Here is a 15,869-nt window from a genome sequence, read left to right as displayed (position 1 = left end):
ATGCTGCTCAGACCACCTTGCTCTGCTTGAGCGCCTGGATTTCTTCCGGCCCATAGCCCAGCAATTGTTGCAGTACGTAGTCGGTGCTGTCGCCCACGGACGGCGGGGGCAGTTCGTACTTGACCGGGGTGCCGCACAGGCGCAGCGGGCTGGCGATGGTGGAGACGACGCCGCCGTCGGGCTTGGGCATGTCGACCCGCAGGCCACGGTATTGCACTTGCGGGTCTTGGAACACCTGTTCGTAGTTGTTGATGCGCCCGCAGGGCACGTCCGCGGCTTCCAGGCGGGCGATCCAGTCATCGGCTCCGCGCGTGAGCATGGTGCGCGCCAGTTCGGGCACAAGCTCGCCGCGGCCGACGATGCGGCCCTTGACCTTGGCCCAGCGGTCGTCGGCCGCCAGGTCGGGGCGATCGATGGCCTGGCAATAGCGTTGCCATTGCACGTCGTTGCCCACCGCCACGACGATTTCGCCGTCGGCCACGGCGAATACCTGGTAGGGCACCAGGCTGGCGTGCGCATTGCCGTAGCGGTGCGGGATCTTGCCGTTGGCGAAGTAGCCGGTGACCTGGTTGCCGCCCAGGGCCACGATGCAGTCGAGCAGAGCCATGTCGATGTACTGGCCCCGGCCGGACTCGGTGCGGTGGTTCAGGGCAGCCAGGATGGCGATCGTGGCGTACATGCCGGTGATGACGTCGGCGATGGCGATGCCGGTTTTCTGGGGGCCGCCGCCCGGCAGGCTGTCGTGCTCGCCGGTGATGCTCATCAGGCCGCCGATGGCCTGGAACACGAAGTCGTAGCCGGGCTTGCGGGCGCTGGGGCCGCTTTGCCCGTAGCCCGTGATGGAGCAATACACCAGGCCTGGGTTCACGGCGCGCAGGCTGTCGTAGTCGAGGCCGTAGCGCTTGAGGTCGCCGATTTTGTAGTTTTCCACCACCACGTCGCTGCGCGCCGCCAGTTCGCGCACCAGGCGCTGGCCATCGGCGCTGGCAATGTCGATGGTGACCGACTTCTTGCCGCGGTTGGCGGCTGCATAGTAGGTGGAGTCGGCGGCGTCGTTGCCGTGGGCGTCCTTGGTCCAGGGCGGCCCCCAGGCGCGGGTGTCGTCGCCGCTGCCGGGGCGTTCGACCTTGATGACTTCGGCGCCCAGGTCGGCCAGGTTCTGGGTGCACCAGGGCCCTGCCAGAATGCGCGAGAGGTCCAGCACCCTGATGTGCGACAGGGCGCCGGCGGTGGCGGCGGTTGCTGCGTCCGGCATGATGCGGCGTCCCTTCTTACTGGATGCTGATGTGGGCGTCGGCAATGACCTTGGCCCATTTGTCGATTTCGGCATTCACGAACCCGGCGAATTCCGGTTGGCTCATGGTGCCGGGCTCGGCGCCCTGTTTTGCGAATTGCTGCTTGATCTGCGGGCTTTGCAGGGCGGCCAGCACGGCGGTGGAAATCTGTTTTGACAAAGCGGGCGGCATGTTGCCGGGCGCATACAGGCCGAACCAAGCCATGGCTTCGAAGCCCTTGACGCCGGCTTCATCCAGCGTGGGCACGTCGGGCAGGGCCGCCGAGCGCTTCAGCGAAGTAACGCCCAGGGCGCGCAGCTTACCCGCCTGGATGTGCTGCAGCACGCCGGGCACGGAGTCGAACATCACCGGAATCTGCCCGCCCAGCAGATCATTCAGGGCTGGCGCCGCGCCTTTATACGGGATGTGGACCATGTCGATGCCGGTCATGGATTTGAACAGCTCGCCCGACAGGTGATTGGCGCCGCCCGTGCCGGCCGAGCCGAAGTTCACCTGGCCCGGGTGCGCCTTGGCATAGGCGATCAGCTGCTGCGCGTCCTGGGCGGGAAACGAGGGGTTCACAACCAGGACATTGGGCACCGCGGCCACTTCGGCAATAGGAGTGAAGTCTTTGCGGGTGTCGTAGCGCAGATTCTTGTACAGGCTGGGATTGATGACGTGATGCGTGGCGGTCAGCATCAACGTGTAGCCGTCGGGTTCGGCACGGGCCAGCTGCTCGGAAAAAATGGTGCCGCTGGCGCCGGGCTTGTTTTCGACGACAACGGTCTGCTTCCATTGCTGGCCGAGTTCGTTGGCCAGCAGGCGCGCCAGGATGTCGGTGGTGCCGCCGGGTGGAAAGGGCACGACCAGGGTGACGCTGCGCGTGGGATAGGCGGGTTGAGCCTGGCTGGCGGGCGGCGCCAGCACGGTGGCCAGGGCCAGGGTGGCGGCCGCGGCCGCCTGGGTCCATGCTTTCATGATTTGTCTCCGATGCTTGTTGTTGTCGGCAGTCTCTGGTGTTCGGCGTCAGGCCCCCTGCGGGAGCCTGGCGCCTGGCCACGCCTGGCAAAGAACGGTCAGGCGGGGAACTCGACCATGGCTTCGCCGGTGGCCACGGTTTCGCCGCGCTGGTTGGTGACTTGCACGTCCAGCGTGGCCCAACGGCTTTTTTCGGTTTTGCGGGTGGCGGTGACGGTGGCGCGCGGCGTGATGGTGTCGCCCGGCTTCACCGGGGCTTTCCAGCGCGTTTCCAGGCGCCGCTGCACGCCGCCTTGCGGGTACAGCCAGTCGGTCAGCATCTTGCTGATGACGCCGAAATTATTCATGCCGTGCATGATGATTCCGCCGAAGTGGGTCTTGCCGAAATTGCCCTGCATGTAGTTGTCATCCAGGTGCAGGGGGTTGAAGTCGAGCGAGGCTTCGCAGAACTCGCGGATCGATTCGCGGGTGGGGGAAAACGGCGTGCCGTCGATCTGCTGGCCGGTTTTCAGGGTGTCGAATGCGTGGGTCATGGGGGCGGTTCCTTGGGCGCGGCGCGATTACATGGGGCGGATGGTCCAGCCGCGGCCGGAGCAGATCACTTCGTCGTGCTGGTTGAAGAACACGTTGTCGTGCACGGCGAACAGGCGGTCTTTCTTGATGAACTTGTCGAGCGCGCGCGCCTGCAGGCGGATGACGTCGCCGGGCCGGGCCGGGATGTTGTAGCTCCAGGACTGGCCTGCATTGACCGTGCCGGGGCTGCGCATCCAGTCGTCGGCGGGCGTGCAGGCGAACATCAGCAGGATGTGGATGGCGGGCGGGGCGATCAGGCCCTTGTAGGGCGAGTTGCGCGCGTATTCCTCGTCGAAATACAGCGGGTGCATGTCGCCCACCACGCGGCAGTACTTCTGGATGGCGTCCAGCGTCAGGGTGTAGGGAATGGTCTTGCGCGGCTCGCCGGGGACGATGTCGTCCCAGATTTTGCGCGCCTGCGCGTCTTTCCAGAAATCGGTTTCGAAGCTGGGTTCTGTCATGGCTGCGGCTGGGTAGAAGGGTTGATTGGCCTGGGCATTGTGCTACAATGACCGCTTAGCGGATATTGCAATCCGCTATACGGTCATTTTGCGGGCCGAAATTTGCTGTGTCAAGCACATGGCGGAGATACGCATGGCTACACCAGAAAGCGAATCGTTCGTTCGCACCTTTGCGCGCGGGCTGAAAATCATCGAGGCCATGGGGCAGGGCGCCGAACGCCAGACCCTGGGCGACGTGGCTGAAGCAGTCGACCTGCCGCGCACCGCGGTGCGCCGTTTTCTGCTCACCCTGATCGACCTGTCGTTCGTAAAGACCGACGGCAAGTACTACTGGCTGACGCCCAAGGTGTTGCGCCTGGGGCTGTCGTACCTGTATTCGCTGCCGTACTGGCGGCAGGCGCAATTGGCGCTGGAAGAACTATGCGCGCGCATCGGGCAGTCGTGCGCGGTGTCGGTGCTCGATGAAGAAGACATCGTGTACGTGCAGCGCCTGCACACGCGCCGCATCCTGCCCATGAGTCCGTCGCTGGGCAGCCGGCTGCCCGCGCACGCGGTGTCGATGGGGCGGGTGTTGCTGTCGGGGCTGGACGATGCGGCGCTGGATGCTTACCTGCAAACCGCCACCCTGAAGAAACTGACCGGCGCTACCGTGGTAGACCGGGCGCGCCTGAAGGCGGCGGTCGAGCAGGTGCGCGAACAAGGCTATGCCTGGGTCGACGGCGAACTGGACGAGTCCATCGCCGGGTTGGGCGTGCCGGTGCGCGACAAAGACGGCGCCATCGTGGCCGCCATCAACGTCAGCCTGCCGGCGGGCGCGTTCGACGAAGCCACGGCATTGCGTCAGTTCCTGCCCGAGTTGCGGCACACCGCCTCGCAATTGCGGGCAGCGGGGGTCAGTTATTGAGGCCGGCGCCGCCGCGTCCGCCGCGCGGCGTTTGTCCGGGTCCGCTACATTAAGCGCCATTGCCGGTCAGTGACGCCGGCTTCGTTCAAAGGCTACGCCATGCCGCGCCGTCTTCCTCCTTTGTCCGCCCTGCGTTTTTTCGAAGCTGCCGGCCGGCTGTGCAGCTTCAAGCTGGCTGCCGCCGAACTTAACGTGACGCCCAGCGCGGTCAGCCATGGCATCGTGGGGCTGGAGCAGACGCTGGGGGTCGACCTGTTCGTGCGCGGGCCGCGCGGGTTGTCGCTGACGCCCGAAGGCGCCGATTACCTGCTGTACGTATCCGAGGCGTTGTCGCTGATCGCCACGGCCACGCAGCGCCTGCCGGGCGGGCCGGACGGCCGCGGCATTTCCGTGAGCTGCGCGCCGACGCTGGCCTCGCGCTGGCTGCTGCCGCGCCTGCACGGGTTTCGCGCGCGGTGGCCCGACGTGCATATCTCGCTTGATACGTCCCAGCGGCACGTGGGTTTTCCGGTGGATGGCTTCGATTTCGCCATCCGCATGGCGCGCGGCGTGGTGCCGTCGGCAAGCTGGACGCGCTTGTTCAGCGAAGAGCTGGTGCCGGTGTGCAGCCCGGCGTACCGCGCCGCCCTGCCGCAGGCGGACGGGCGCATCGATTTGCGCCAGGCCACGCTGATCCACGTCGATCTGGCCAGTGAAGACTGGCAGGCCTGGCTGGACGCGGCGGGCGCGGCGGCGCCGCACGATCTTGCGCTGGCGGGCGGGCTGCGCTTTGACACGATCCAGCTGGCGTTCGAAGCCGCGGCCGCGGGCCTGGGCGTGGCGCTGGGCCGGCGTCCGCTGGTAAACCGCGATCTGGCGGCCGGTACGCTGGTGGCGTTGGATCTGCCGGCAATCCCGGCGGAGACGGCCTACTGGCTGGTGGGCTCGGAAAGCGTGGCGCGGCGCAGCGAGCTGCTGGCGTTTCGCGATTGGGTGGTGGATGAGGCGAGGGCGTTCGCGGGGTAGGCGGCAGGTGAAGCAATTTCACCTGCCGTCAAAATCTTTTCCTTTGCCGGCGCGGGCGCGCGCTGCCACCATGCCGGCAAAGGAGGTCGCCTCATCATGCAAACCGCAAATCCCGCGCATCCGCTGGCGCGCCCTGTCGTCGGGGTGGTCATCGCGGCGGCGCTGATACTGAGTGCCGCGATGGGCGCGCGGCAGACATTCGGGCTGTTCATCAATCCCTTTTCGTTCGACCGCGGCCTGCCGGTGACGCAGATCGCATTCGCCATCGCCGTGCACAACCTGGTGTGGGGCGCGGCGCAGCCCTTTGCCGGCGCGGCGGCCGACCGCTACGGATCGGCGCCGGTGGTGGCCTTCGGCGCCGCGGCCTTCGCGGCGGGGCTGGCGCTGGCCACGGCCGCGCAATCGCCGGTATTGCTGGTCATCGGCATGGGCGTGCTGGTGGGCATAGGTATCAGCTGCACCAGCTTCGGCGTGGTGCTGGCCGCGGTGGGGCGCGCCGCCACGCCGCAGCGGCGCAGCATGGCGCTGGGCCTGGCCAGCGCGGGCGGTTCGGTGGGGCAGGTGGCGCTGGTGCCCTTTGCGCAAGTGCTGCGCGAAAGCGCGGGCGTGTCGGCCTCGTTGTTGGGGCTGGCCGCGCTGATGCTGCTGGTGGCGCCGCTGGGCATGCTGCTAGACCGGCCGGCCGCGCAAGGGGGCGCGCCGACCGCGCAAGAGCCGGCATTATCGTTGAAGCAGGCTGTGCTGCATGCCTGCCGGCACCGTGGTTATTGCCTGTTGACGCTGGGCTTTTTTACGTGCGGGTTCCAACTGGCATTCATTGCCACGCACCTGCCGGGCTACCTGCTGCTTTGCCATATGCCGGTCGGGCTGGGGGCGACTGCCCTGGCGCTGATCGGCCTGTTCAACATGGCGGGCAGTTGGGCCTGCGGCTGGCTGGGCGGGCAGTATCGCCAGCAGTTCGTGCTGGGCTGGTTGTACCTGATACGCGGCGCGGCCATCGCGGCCTTTTTCCTGCTGCCCAAGAGCACGCTGTCGGTAGTGCTGTTTGCGGCGGTCATGGGGCTGACCTGGCTGGGCACGGTGCCCTTGACCAGCGGCCTGGTGGCCAAGGTGTTCGGCACGCGCCACCTGGGCACGTTGTTCGGCGTCTGCTTTCTCAGTCACCAGGTGGGCTCGTTCCTGGGCGCCTGGCTGGGCGGCCTGGTGTTCGACCTGACCGGCTCGTATACCCCGGTATGGGCGGCCACGGCGCTGGCCGGCCTGGTGGCGGCGCTGCTGCATTTTCCCATCGACGATCGCGCCACCGTGCCTGCGCCAGCCGCCGCGGCCCTGGCCCAACGCTGAATCGATTGTTGATATAGTGGCTGTCTCGGCCCCGCCGCGGGCCTGCCGCCCTATTTGCCATCGATGTCCCAGGTCTTGTCCGATCCGCCGCCCACCATGCCCGCCGAAGCCTCCGGCATCGCGGACGCCGTGCGCGTGCTCGAAGAAGACATCGTCCTGGGCAGCCTGCATCCGCGCGAACGCCTGATCGAAGACGACCTGATCCGCCGTTTCGGCTTCAAGCGCCATGCGGCGCGCGAGGTGCTGGCAGAACTGGCGCGACGGGGCCTGGTCGAGCGGCGCAAGAACATCGGCTGCGAGGTCAGGGCCTTCGAGCCGCGTGAAGTGGCCGAGCTATATCAATTGCGCGAACTGCTCGAAGCCGAGGCCGCGCGCACGCTGCCGTGCCCGTTGCCGGCGCAGTCGCTGCGCGAGCTGGTCGATATCCAGCGCGAACACGACCGCGCCGTGGCGGCCGGCGACCCGCGCGAGGTGTTCCATGCCAACCAGCGCTTTCACCAGGCGCTGTTCGGTTTCTGCGCGAACGGCGTGTTGCAGAAAGCCATCCAGGAATATGCGCGCCAGACGCACGCCATCCGTTTCAGCTCGCTGGTCGATGCTTCGTACCGTGAGCGCGCGCGGCAAGAACACTGGGCCATGATCGCGGCGCTGGAAGCCGGCGAGCGCGACGCGCTGATCCGCCTGTGCCGCGAGCACCTGGCGCCGTCGCGCGATGCCTACCTGGCCATGAACCGCCACCTGTACCCGCGCGGCTGAGCGCGCGCGGGTCGGGAGCGCGTTTTCAGTCGGCCGTGGCCAGGTTCGCCAGTTCACGGCCGCGGGTCTCGGGCAGCAGCAGGGTGGCGATCAGCACGACCGTATAGGCGCCGCCCGCGAAGATGCCAATAGCCATGGCCAGGCCCATGCTGTTGCTCAGGTAGCCCACCAGGCTGGGAAACAGCGCGCCGATGCCGCGGCCGAAGTTGTAGGCAAAGCCCTGGCCGTTGGCGCGGATCTCCGACGGGAACAGTTCGGTCAGGTAGGCGCCCAGGCCGCCGAAAATCCCCGAGGCGGCAAAGCCCAGCGGAAAGCCCAGAAACAGCATCTGTTCATCAGTCAGCGGCACCTGGGTGTACACGTACACGCACACGCCCGACAGCACCGAATAAATAACGAAATTGATGCGTCGCCCCAGGCGGTCAGCCATGTGCGCGCCGGCGATATAGCCGCAGAATGACCCCAGGATGATCACCAGCAGGTAGCCGCCGGTGTTCAGCACCGACAGGTGCCGTTCCACTTTCAGGTAGGTGGGCAGCCACGTGGTGACCGCGTAGTAGCCACCCTGGATGCCGGTGCACAGCAGGGCCGACAGCAGCGTGGTCTTGAGCAGCGCGGGCGAGAAAATCAGCCAGGGCGATACCTTGGGCCGGTCGGCGGTTGGCTGTTTGCGCGCGTGCGAGAACACTTCGGGTTCAGGCACGTGCTTGCGGATATACAGCACCAGCAGCGCGGGCAGCACGCCCACCCAGAACAGGCTGCGCCAGGCCCATTGCTCGGGCAGCACCGAGAAGGCAATGGTGTACAGCAGGGCGGCGACGCCCCAGCCCACCGCCCAGCCGCTCTGCACAGTGCCCACGGCGCGGGCGCGATGCTGCGACTTGATGATTTCGCCCATCAGCACCGAGCCCACCGCCCATTCGCCGCCGAAACCCAGGCCCTGCAACGCGCGCAGAATGAATATCTGCTCGAAGTTCTGGGTGAAGCCAATGCCAACCGTGCACACCGAGAACCACAGAATGGTGATCTGCAGGATGCGCACGCGGCCGTAGCGGTCGGCCAGAATGCCGGCGCCCCAGCCCCCGATGGCCGAGAACAGCAGCGTGACGGTGCCCAGCATGCCGGCCTGGCCCCGGTCTATGCCCCACAGCGTCACCAGCGTGGAGATCACGAAGGTGAACACCATGTAGTCCAGTGCATCGATGGTCCAGCCCAGGAACGAGGCGTAGAAAGTGCGCTTGCCCGTAGGCGTAAGCTCGCGGAACCAGCTCATGTCGTGTCTCCGTTGACGATGTTGTTGTCAGTGTTTTGCCGCGCGGGCGCGCGCGGCGCCGCGGGGGTAACGTTTCACTTGGGGAAGTCGTACAGGGCTTGCGGGTTGTCTACCAGGATGCGCCGGCGCATGGCCTCGGTGGGCGCCCATTTGGGCAGCAGGTTGCGCAGCACGCCGGTGTCGGGCATGCGGGAAATGGCGACGTGGGGCCAGTCGCTGCCCCACACCATGCGGTCCGGCGCGGCTTCGATCAGCGCCTGCGCCCACGGCGTGACGTCGTCGAAATGGTCGAACTGGTCGCTGATGCGGTAGGCGCCGGACAGCTTGGCCCACCATCCGTATTCCTTGACGCCATGCAGCAGGGCCTGGAAGCCGGGATGCTGCTGGCCTTCGGCCACGGGCATGTGCCCCATGTGATCGAACACGCAGGGCACGGGCAGCCTGGCCAGGCGCGGCATCAGGGCGGGCAGTTGACGCACGTCCATCAGGAACTGCGCATGCCAGCCCAGCCGCGCGATGCGCGGGGCCAGATGGTCGAGCGCGTCCAGGCCGACACCGCCGCCAAACAGCACGTTAAAGCGCACGCCGCGCACGCCGGCGGCATGCATGGCGCCCAGCTCGCGGTCGGTGACGTCCGGGTTCACCACCGCCACGCCGCGCAAAGTGTCGGGGTGCCGGCCCAGTACGTCCAGCATGTAGCGGTTGTCGGTGCCGTGCACGCTGACCTGCACCAGCACGCCGCGGCTCATGCCGCAGGCGGCCAGCATCGCCAGGTATTTTTCTTCGGGCGCGGGCGGCGGCGTGTAGCTGCGGTTTTCCACGTACGGATAGCGCACGCCGTCGCCGATGACGTGGGCATGCGTATCGCAGGCGCCGTCCGGCACCTTAAACGTGGCGGCAGCGACGTCGGGCAGGGGGCCCAGGCAGAGCGTGTGGTCGATCGGCGGGGTTTCCGTGGGTTGCGTCATGGGGGCGGGCTCGCTTGGTCGTTGAGTGGGGCGAGGTTACGCCTGCCCGGCTTATATCGTCAATAACATTGTCAATAATGTGCGGGCGCTATTGTTTCAACATATAATGAAAACCATTATCATTTAATGGTTGCCGTATCAGTAGATGACAACCTCCACGATGACCGGAACCCGCCTGCCGGCCCCTCCTGGCCGGGCTGCGCGCCGGGCGTTTTTCTGTAGGCGCGGGCCTGCCCGCGCCCAGAACAACGCTCAAAGAACGAGGAACCCGTCATCATGTTGCAAGCTTTTCCCGCTGGCCGGGCCACGGGCCGCGCCCGCCTGCCGGCCGCCGCGCTGGCCCTGGCTCTGGGCAACCTGCCTGCGGCGGCGCTCGCCGCCGAGGCGCCGGCTGACGCCACGCCAAACAACGAGCCGGTGCAAGCCCTGCCGGCAGTCACTGTCACCGGTGAGGGGCTGAGTAGCGTCACCGAAGGCACTGACTCGTACACCGTCGGCGTGACCAGCACCGCCACCAAACTGCGGCTGTCCCCGCGCGAGACGCCACAGTCGTTCTCGGTGATCACACGCCAGCACATGGACGACCAGGCCCTGCTGTCGGTGCGCGATGTGCTGGATGCCACGCCGGGGATTTCGTCGCGCCAGCTGGACAGCGACCGCGTCAGCTTTTCGGCGCGCGGATTCGCGATCGACAATTTCATGTATGACGGCGTGCCCACCAATATCGAGGGCGCTTACGCTTTTGGCGACAGCGCTCTGGACACGGCAATTTACGATCGCGTCGAAGTGGTTCGCGGCGCCACGGGCCTGATGACCGGTGCGGGCGAACCGTCGGCCGCCATCAATCTCGTGCGCAAGCGGCCCTTGCAGGGGTTTGCGGCCTCGGCCGGCGTCACGGTGGGCTCGTGGGATTTCTACCGTGGCGAGGCCGACATATCCACGCCGCTGACGGCGGATGGCCGTATCCGCGGCCGGGTGTCGGCCGCCTATCAAGACAAGAAATCGTATATCGACCTGTACCAGCAAAAGCGCAATGTGTTCTATGGCGTGATCGAGGCCGACATTACGTCTAACACGCTGCTGACGCTGGGTACGGACTACCAGCAAACCCGGCCCACCGGCACGACCTGGGGCGGCTTCCCGTTGTTCTACAGCGATGGCTCGCGCACCGATTTCCGGCGGTCGGTCACCACGGCGGCCGACTGGTCGGAGTGGGAAACCGAATCCAGGACCCTGTTCGCCACGCTGGAGCACCGCTTCGCCAACGGCTGGATGGCACGCGGCACGTTTTCTCATGCGGAGAACGACTACGACGCCAGGCTGCTGTGGCTGACCGGGTATCCCGACCGCGCCACCGGCCTGGGCATGAAGGGCGGCGCGCTGGCGCATTATGTGGGCAACCGCCAGCAGAACACGGTCGACCTGTACGCCACCGGCCCGTTCCAGTTGGCGGGGCGGCGTCATGAACTGGTGCTGGGCTTTACCGGCAACCACCAGCGCGTGGTTAACGACAATTACCCGCCGCTGGACGCGGCCGTGCCGGTGGGCAACTTTTACGATTGGAACGGCTCTTACCCCGAGCCGCGCTGGTCGGACACCGCCACCGGCGGCGACCGCGCCAAGACCCGCCAGACCGGGGCTTACGCGGCGGCGCGCTTTTCGCTGGCCGACCCCCTGACGTTGATTGCCGGCGCGCGCGTGAGCAACTGGAAGACAGACCAATATTCATGGGGCGCCGAATACAGCTACGACCACGACAACGTGGTCACGCCGTATGTGGGCCTGATCTACGACCTGAACGACACATACTCAGTCTACGCAAGCTATACCGAGATCTTCAAGCCGCAAAGCTACCGCGACGCGAGCGGCAAGTACCTGGACCCGGTCGAGGGCAAGAACTACGAGGTGGGCTTGAAGGGCGAGTTCATGCAGGGACGCCTGAACGCATCGGCCGCCGTGTTCGAGGTGAAGCAGGACAACCTGGCGCAGGTGGACGTGGGCCGGCTGTTGCCCGATGGCTCGCAGGCCTACTATGCCGCGCAGGGCACCCGCACCCGCGGTTTCGAGCTCGAGCTGGCGGGCGAGGTGGCGCGCGGCTGGAACATGTTCGCCGGCTATACCCATTACATTGCCGAAGACGCCGACGGCAAGCCTGTGAACACTACCGCGCCGCGCTCGATGTTCAAGCTGTTCACCACCTACCGGCTGCCCGGCGCATGGCGGCGCCTGATGGTGGGGGGCGGCGTGAGCTGGCAGAGCCGCACGTTCTCGGACGCGATCGGCCCCCAAGGCGAGACCGAAGTGGGGCAGGGCTCGTATGCGCTGATCAACCTGATGGCGCGCTATGAGTTCGACCGGCAGTTGTCGGCCACGTTGCATATCAACAACCTGGCCGACAAGAAGTACTACACGCAGATGGGCTTCTACAACCAGGGCTTCTACGGCGCGCCGCGCAATGCGATGCTGACGTTGAAATACCAGTATTGAAGCCCCGGCCGGCGGCGGTCCGCCGCCGGCCGGGCCGCCTTTAGAACTGGTGGCGGATGCCCACGCCTGCGGCCGTGCTCTTCAGGCCATCGATGAAGGCATAGTCTTTACCGTACGAGCCGTAAGCGTACAGGTTGGTGCGCTTGGACAGGTCGTAGGTGTAGCCGAGGCTCCAGACGTTCATGGTGGAATCGCCGCCAGTCAGCCGGTCGTTGGAGGGGTCGACGCGCTGCCACGAGGCGAACACGCTGCTGGCGCCGCCGATGGGCACGGTGCCGCCCACCATGTAGGCGTTGGCCTTGAAGCCGTCCACGAAGCGGTTGCTGCCGAATTCATTGCTGTAGGGCGTGCCGGACGGCAGGTCCTGGCCGGTGAACCAGCCGTCGGTGGTGCGCGCGTAGGCGGCCGCCAGCTTCACCACTTCGAAGTCGTACGACACGCCGGCGGCGTATTGGCGCGGCGTGGCGTCGTGATCGATCTGCGAGCTGCTGTTGCTGCCGTTGAGCTGGTCGTAGGTCAGCGTGATGTTCAACGGGCCGTTCAGGTAACGCAGGCCGGCGGTGATGCCGCGGGTGTTGTCGGCGGTGCGAAAGCCGGTCTGGTCGGCATTGCCGTCATCCACATTGAACGAATAGCCTACGCCCAGTTCGAAACCGTTCACCGAGGGCGTGCGGTACATCACCATGTTGTCCCAGCGGCTGGTGTTGGCCGAACTCGCGCCCAGGCCCAGGTTGGCCTGCGTGTAGCTGGTGTAGAAAGGATCGATGTCGGCCAGGTACTTCGAGGCCATGTTGGTCTGGCGGCCGAATTCCAGAATGCCCCAGCTGTCGTTGGCCAGGCCGATGGTGGCTTGCCGGCCGAACAGGCGGCCGCCCTGGGCGCGATTGCCGTTGCCGGAGTCGAAGCCGCTTTCGAGCTGGAACACCGCGCGCAGGCCGTCGCCCAGGTCTTCCGAGCCACGCAGGCCCCAGCGCGAGCCGGCCTGGATGCCGTTGATCATGCCGATGCGGCTGCCGTCGTATCCATCGCCCTTGATTTTGTTGTAGCCGATGCCGGTGTCAATGACACCATAGAGAGTGACCGACGTCTCAGCCTGGGCAGCACCTGCGAAACCGGCCAGCAGGGCAGCGGCGAGCAGCGTCTTTTTCATGGATGGGATCTCCGTTGAGTTGAAGGGGTACAAGACACAACGCCGCAGCCCCCTTGCAAGGGCTGCGGCGTCGTGCCTGCTTAATAGGGTAACGCAATGCGGCGTACGAATCGCTGAAAGCGGCCCGTTGCTGCGGTCGGACGCGTTTTTCACCTTCGTAGCGCGAGGGGCTAGGCGCGCGGCGCGGCGCGGAACACCAGCGCCAGGCCGGCCAGGATGGCCGCCATGCCCGCCAGGCTGAGCGGGGCCAGGCGGTTGCCCAGCAGCAGGTAGTCCAGCAGCGCGGTCACGCCTGGCACCAGGTAGAACAGACTGGTGACGTTGACCAGGTTGCCGGCCTGGATCAGCCGGTACAGCAGCAGCGTGGCGCCCACTGAAATGACCAGGCCCAGCCATAGCAACGGCGCCCATAGCGCCATGCCGCCAGACAGCTGCCAGGGTTGCAGCGGCACGCAGGCCACGCACAGCAGCAGGGCCGTGGCGTACTGCAGCGGCAGGGCCTGTAGCGGCGGCTGGCGCAGGCTTTTTTGCAGGATGGCGCCGCCCGTCATGCACAGCAACGCGCCCAGCGCATACAGCATGCCCGCGGCCGAATAGCGCGCCAGCCCGATGCTGTCCCACACCACCAGCGCCAGGCCGCCCAGCGCCAGCGCCAGCCCCATTACGCGCGGCAGCGGGTAGCGGCGTTCCAGCAACGCCAGGGTCAGCAGGGGCTGGGCGCCAAGCGTGGTGGCCAGCACGCCCGGCGTGATGCCGTGGTCCAGCGCCAGGAAATAGCAGATGGAATAGCCGCCTATCATCGTCAGGCCGGTGGCCGCCACGCGTCCGCGCGCGCCATGCGGCGGCAGCCAGGGTTGCCGGGCCGCGCCGGCCAGCGCCAGCAGCGCCGCCAGCGCGAGCGCGAAGCGCAGCACCAGGAAGGCAAAGGGCGTGGCGTGCGCCAGCCCCCATTTCGAGAAGATCGCGCCGCTGCTCCACAGCAGCACGAACAGCGCCGTGGCGCCATAGGCCGTATAGGCCGTTCTTGCTTGATTCATCGGATTTCACCCGTCAGGGAAACGCACAGGCTCCAGCGGCCGGCGCGCAGAGCGCCGGAGGACCCGGTTGGGAAAGTGCTGGAACCGCCAGGGAAGGGCTGGGATCAGCCCAGGACGGCGGCGGAGGGCGGCGGCGGGGCCGCCCGGCCCGCGACGACGCCCGGCGGCGGGGCGACGGGGGTGGCGATGAGACGCGACGCGCGCGCCGTGCCGGCGAGAGCCGGGGCATGGTGGCGGGAAGGTTGCGGTGCGCGTCGTGGCATGATGGGTATAGAAATTACACGCGGCCCGGGGCAGTGTCAACGCGCGTCCAGCGCAGCGCCAGCTGGTCGAGCAGCAGCATGACCAGCAGCGACGCACCCACCAACGGGAAGATGATGCCGCCCACGATCATCAAGGCGAGCACGCCGCGCAGCGCGCCGCGCGCCGCCGGCATGGGCGGGATACCCAGTCCGCCGGCGGGCCGCCGCTTCCACCACATGACGCCGCCGGCCACGCTGAGCAGCACGATGCCCAGGCAGGCGGCCAGCAGTATCAACTGGTTGGCCAGCCCGAATTCCTGTCCCATGTGCACGTTGATGCCCCACTCCAGCGTCTTGCCGAGCGGGCCGTAATCGGCGTAGCTCATGTCGAGCAGCGGCTTGCCGCTGTACTGGTCCAGGTGCACCACGCGCTGGCGCGCCAGGTCGGACGGGTATACCGATCCGGTGTAGACGCCGGCCGCGCCATGCGGGACGTTGATGGCGTAGCCCGGCGCCAGGCCCAGGCGATCGAAGGCGGCCACGGCCGCGTCCAGCCCGATGGGCTGGCTCGGCTGGCCCATGGCATGCGCATACGCGGATTCGGGCATGCGCGCCTGCTCCAGCGACCAGGTGGTGGGGCCCGTGTGGCCCAGGTGCTCGTCCGACATCGGCAGTGCCACCCGCACGCCGGGCGGGTAGCCGAAGTTGCTGCCATTGGCCCATTGGTTGACCTTGGCGCCCCAGACGACCGACCAGGGCATGCCGGTCACGGCCAGGAACAGGATGAACAGCCCCACGGCGGCGCCGGTCACGGCATGGATGTCGCGCCAGAATACGCGCTTGCGCGGCGTGCCGCGCACGCTGACCACGCCTTGTTTGCGCCCGCGCGGCCACCACAGGTAAATGCCGGTGAGCACCAGCAGGATGGACCAGCCGGCGGCGATTTCGATGGCGCCGTTGGCGATGGGTCCGAAGTAGTCCAGGCTGTGCAGGCGCCGGATCGTCCACATCAGCGTGCCGCGCTCGGGCAGCGCGCCCAGCACCTGGCCGCTGTACGGGTTGACGTACACGCTCAGGCTGTCGCCGCCGGGCGGCTTGATCACCACTTGCGCGGCGGCGTCGGGCGCGGCGGGCGGCAGGTATTTTGCCAGCGTGCCCGGATGGGCGCGCAGCGCGGCGCCGGCCAGCGCCGAGGGCGCCAGGGCGGGTGCGGCGACGGGCTCTACGTGGCGCAGGTCGCGGTACCACGCATTCTCGATTTCATTGTGGAACAGATACAGGCCGCCGGTGACGGCCAGCAGGATCATGAAAGGCAATACCAGCAGGCCGGCATAGAAGTGCCACCGCCACACGGCGCGGTACACGTCGGCGCGGCGCGCGATGTCGGGTTCGGAAGTGTTGTCTTGGCTCATGGTGT

General features: G+C 67.0%; 14 protein-coding genes. 5 read left to right on the top strand and 9 right to left on the bottom strand.

Annotation, left to right across the window (positions count from 1 at the left end):
* Nucleotides 1-7 precede the first annotated feature (7 nt).
* The 4 genes from BPET_RS16270 to BPET_RS16255 all read right to left on the bottom strand — a co-directional run bounded on the left by BPET_RS16270 (nt 8) and on the right by BPET_RS16255 (nt 3,286).
* Nucleotides 8-1,255, bottom strand: a complete 1,248-nt coding sequence (locus BPET_RS16270) for a CaiB/BaiF CoA transferase family protein (protein WP_012250110.1) — start codon at nt 1,253-1,255, stop codon at nt 8-10.
* A 16-nt stretch (nt 1,256-1,271) separates the two neighbouring features.
* Nucleotides 1,272-2,252 (bottom strand): tripartite tricarboxylate transporter substrate binding protein, encoded by a 981-nt coding sequence (locus tag BPET_RS16265; RefSeq protein ID WP_012250109.1) that lies wholly within the window; start codon nt 2,250-2,252, stop codon nt 1,272-1,274.
* Nucleotides 2,253-2,350: 98 nt separating this feature from the next.
* A complete protein-coding gene (locus BPET_RS16260; protein WP_012250108.1) occupies nt 2,351-2,785 on the bottom strand; it encodes a MaoC family dehydratase in 435 nt (144 codons plus the stop codon).
* 27 nt (nt 2,786-2,812) lie between these two features.
* A complete protein-coding gene (locus tag BPET_RS16255; RefSeq protein ID WP_012250107.1) occupies nt 2,813-3,286 on the bottom strand; it encodes a MaoC family dehydratase in 474 nt (157 codons plus the stop codon).
* Nucleotides 3,287-3,419: 133 nt separating this feature from the next.
* Here BPET_RS16255 and BPET_RS16250 point away from each other — a divergent pair, with 133 nt between their 5' ends.
* From BPET_RS16250 to BPET_RS16235, 4 genes are all read left to right on the top strand, one after another.
* Nucleotides 3,420-4,190, top strand: a complete 771-nt coding sequence (locus BPET_RS16250; protein WP_041862989.1) for an IclR family transcriptional regulator domain-containing protein — start codon at nt 3,420-3,422, stop codon at nt 4,188-4,190.
* A 99-nt stretch (nt 4,191-4,289) separates the two neighbouring features.
* The gene (locus BPET_RS16245; protein WP_012250105.1) at nt 4,290-5,195 is read left to right on the top strand and encodes a LysR substrate-binding domain-containing protein; all 906 of its coding nucleotides are present in this window, start codon (nt 4,290-4,292) and stop codon (nt 5,193-5,195) included.
* A gap of 96 nt (nt 5,196-5,291) precedes the next feature.
* A complete protein-coding gene (locus BPET_RS16240; RefSeq protein WP_012250104.1) occupies nt 5,292-6,539 on the top strand; it encodes an MFS transporter in 1,248 nt (415 codons plus the stop codon).
* 63 nt (nt 6,540-6,602) lie between these two features.
* Nucleotides 6,603-7,295, top strand: a complete 693-nt coding sequence (locus tag BPET_RS16235; protein ID WP_012250103.1) for a GntR family transcriptional regulator — start codon at nt 6,603-6,605, stop codon at nt 7,293-7,295.
* Nucleotides 7,296-7,320: 25 nt separating this feature from the next.
* Here the strand turns inward: BPET_RS16235 and BPET_RS16230 are convergent, their stop codons facing one another.
* Both BPET_RS16230 and BPET_RS16225 read right to left on the bottom strand, forming a co-directional pair.
* Entirely contained in the window at nt 7,321-8,568 is a 1,248-nt protein-coding gene (locus BPET_RS16230; RefSeq protein ID WP_012250102.1) for an MFS transporter, read from the bottom strand.
* Between the two features lie 74 nt (nt 8,569-8,642).
* Nucleotides 8,643-9,536, bottom strand: a complete 894-nt coding sequence (locus BPET_RS16225) for an amidohydrolase family protein (protein ID WP_012250101.1) — start codon at nt 9,534-9,536, stop codon at nt 8,643-8,645.
* Nucleotides 9,537-9,812: 276 nt separating this feature from the next.
* On the opposite strand from BPET_RS16225, the gene fauA reads away from it, so the two are divergent.
* The gene (gene fauA / locus BPET_RS16220; protein WP_012250100.1) at nt 9,813-12,023 is read left to right on the top strand and encodes a TonB-dependent alcaligin siderophore receptor FauA; all 2,211 of its coding nucleotides are present in this window, start codon (nt 9,813-9,815) and stop codon (nt 12,021-12,023) included.
* 40 nt (nt 12,024-12,063) lie between these two features.
* Here the strand turns inward: fauA and BPET_RS16215 are convergent, their stop codons facing one another.
* The 3 genes from BPET_RS16215 to BPET_RS16205 all read right to left on the bottom strand — a co-directional run bounded on the left by BPET_RS16215 (nt 12,064) and on the right by BPET_RS16205 (nt 15,864).
* Nucleotides 12,064-13,173, bottom strand: coding sequence for a porin (locus BPET_RS16215; protein ID WP_012250099.1), 1,110 nt, complete (start codon nt 13,171-13,173; stop codon nt 12,064-12,066).
* 170 nt (nt 13,174-13,343) lie between these two features.
* A complete protein-coding gene (locus BPET_RS16210) occupies nt 13,344-14,210 on the bottom strand; it encodes a DMT family transporter (RefSeq protein ID WP_012250098.1) in 867 nt (288 codons plus the stop codon).
* A gap of 277 nt (nt 14,211-14,487) precedes the next feature.
* Complete coding sequence (locus BPET_RS16205) at nt 14,488-15,864, bottom strand: PepSY-associated TM helix domain-containing protein (RefSeq protein WP_012250097.1); 1,377 nt, start codon at nt 15,862-15,864, stop codon at nt 14,488-14,490.
* Between the last annotated feature and the right edge of the window lie 5 nt (nt 15,865-15,869).

The sequence above is a fragment of the Bordetella petrii genome (assembly GCF_000067205.1).
In the GTDB taxonomy this organism is placed as follows: Bacteria; Pseudomonadota; Gammaproteobacteria; order Burkholderiales; family Burkholderiaceae_B; genus Bordetella_A; species Bordetella_A petrii.
The sequence above is the reverse complement of the archived record's forward strand: the minus strand, read 5'-3'. Positions and strand labels throughout refer to the sequence as shown.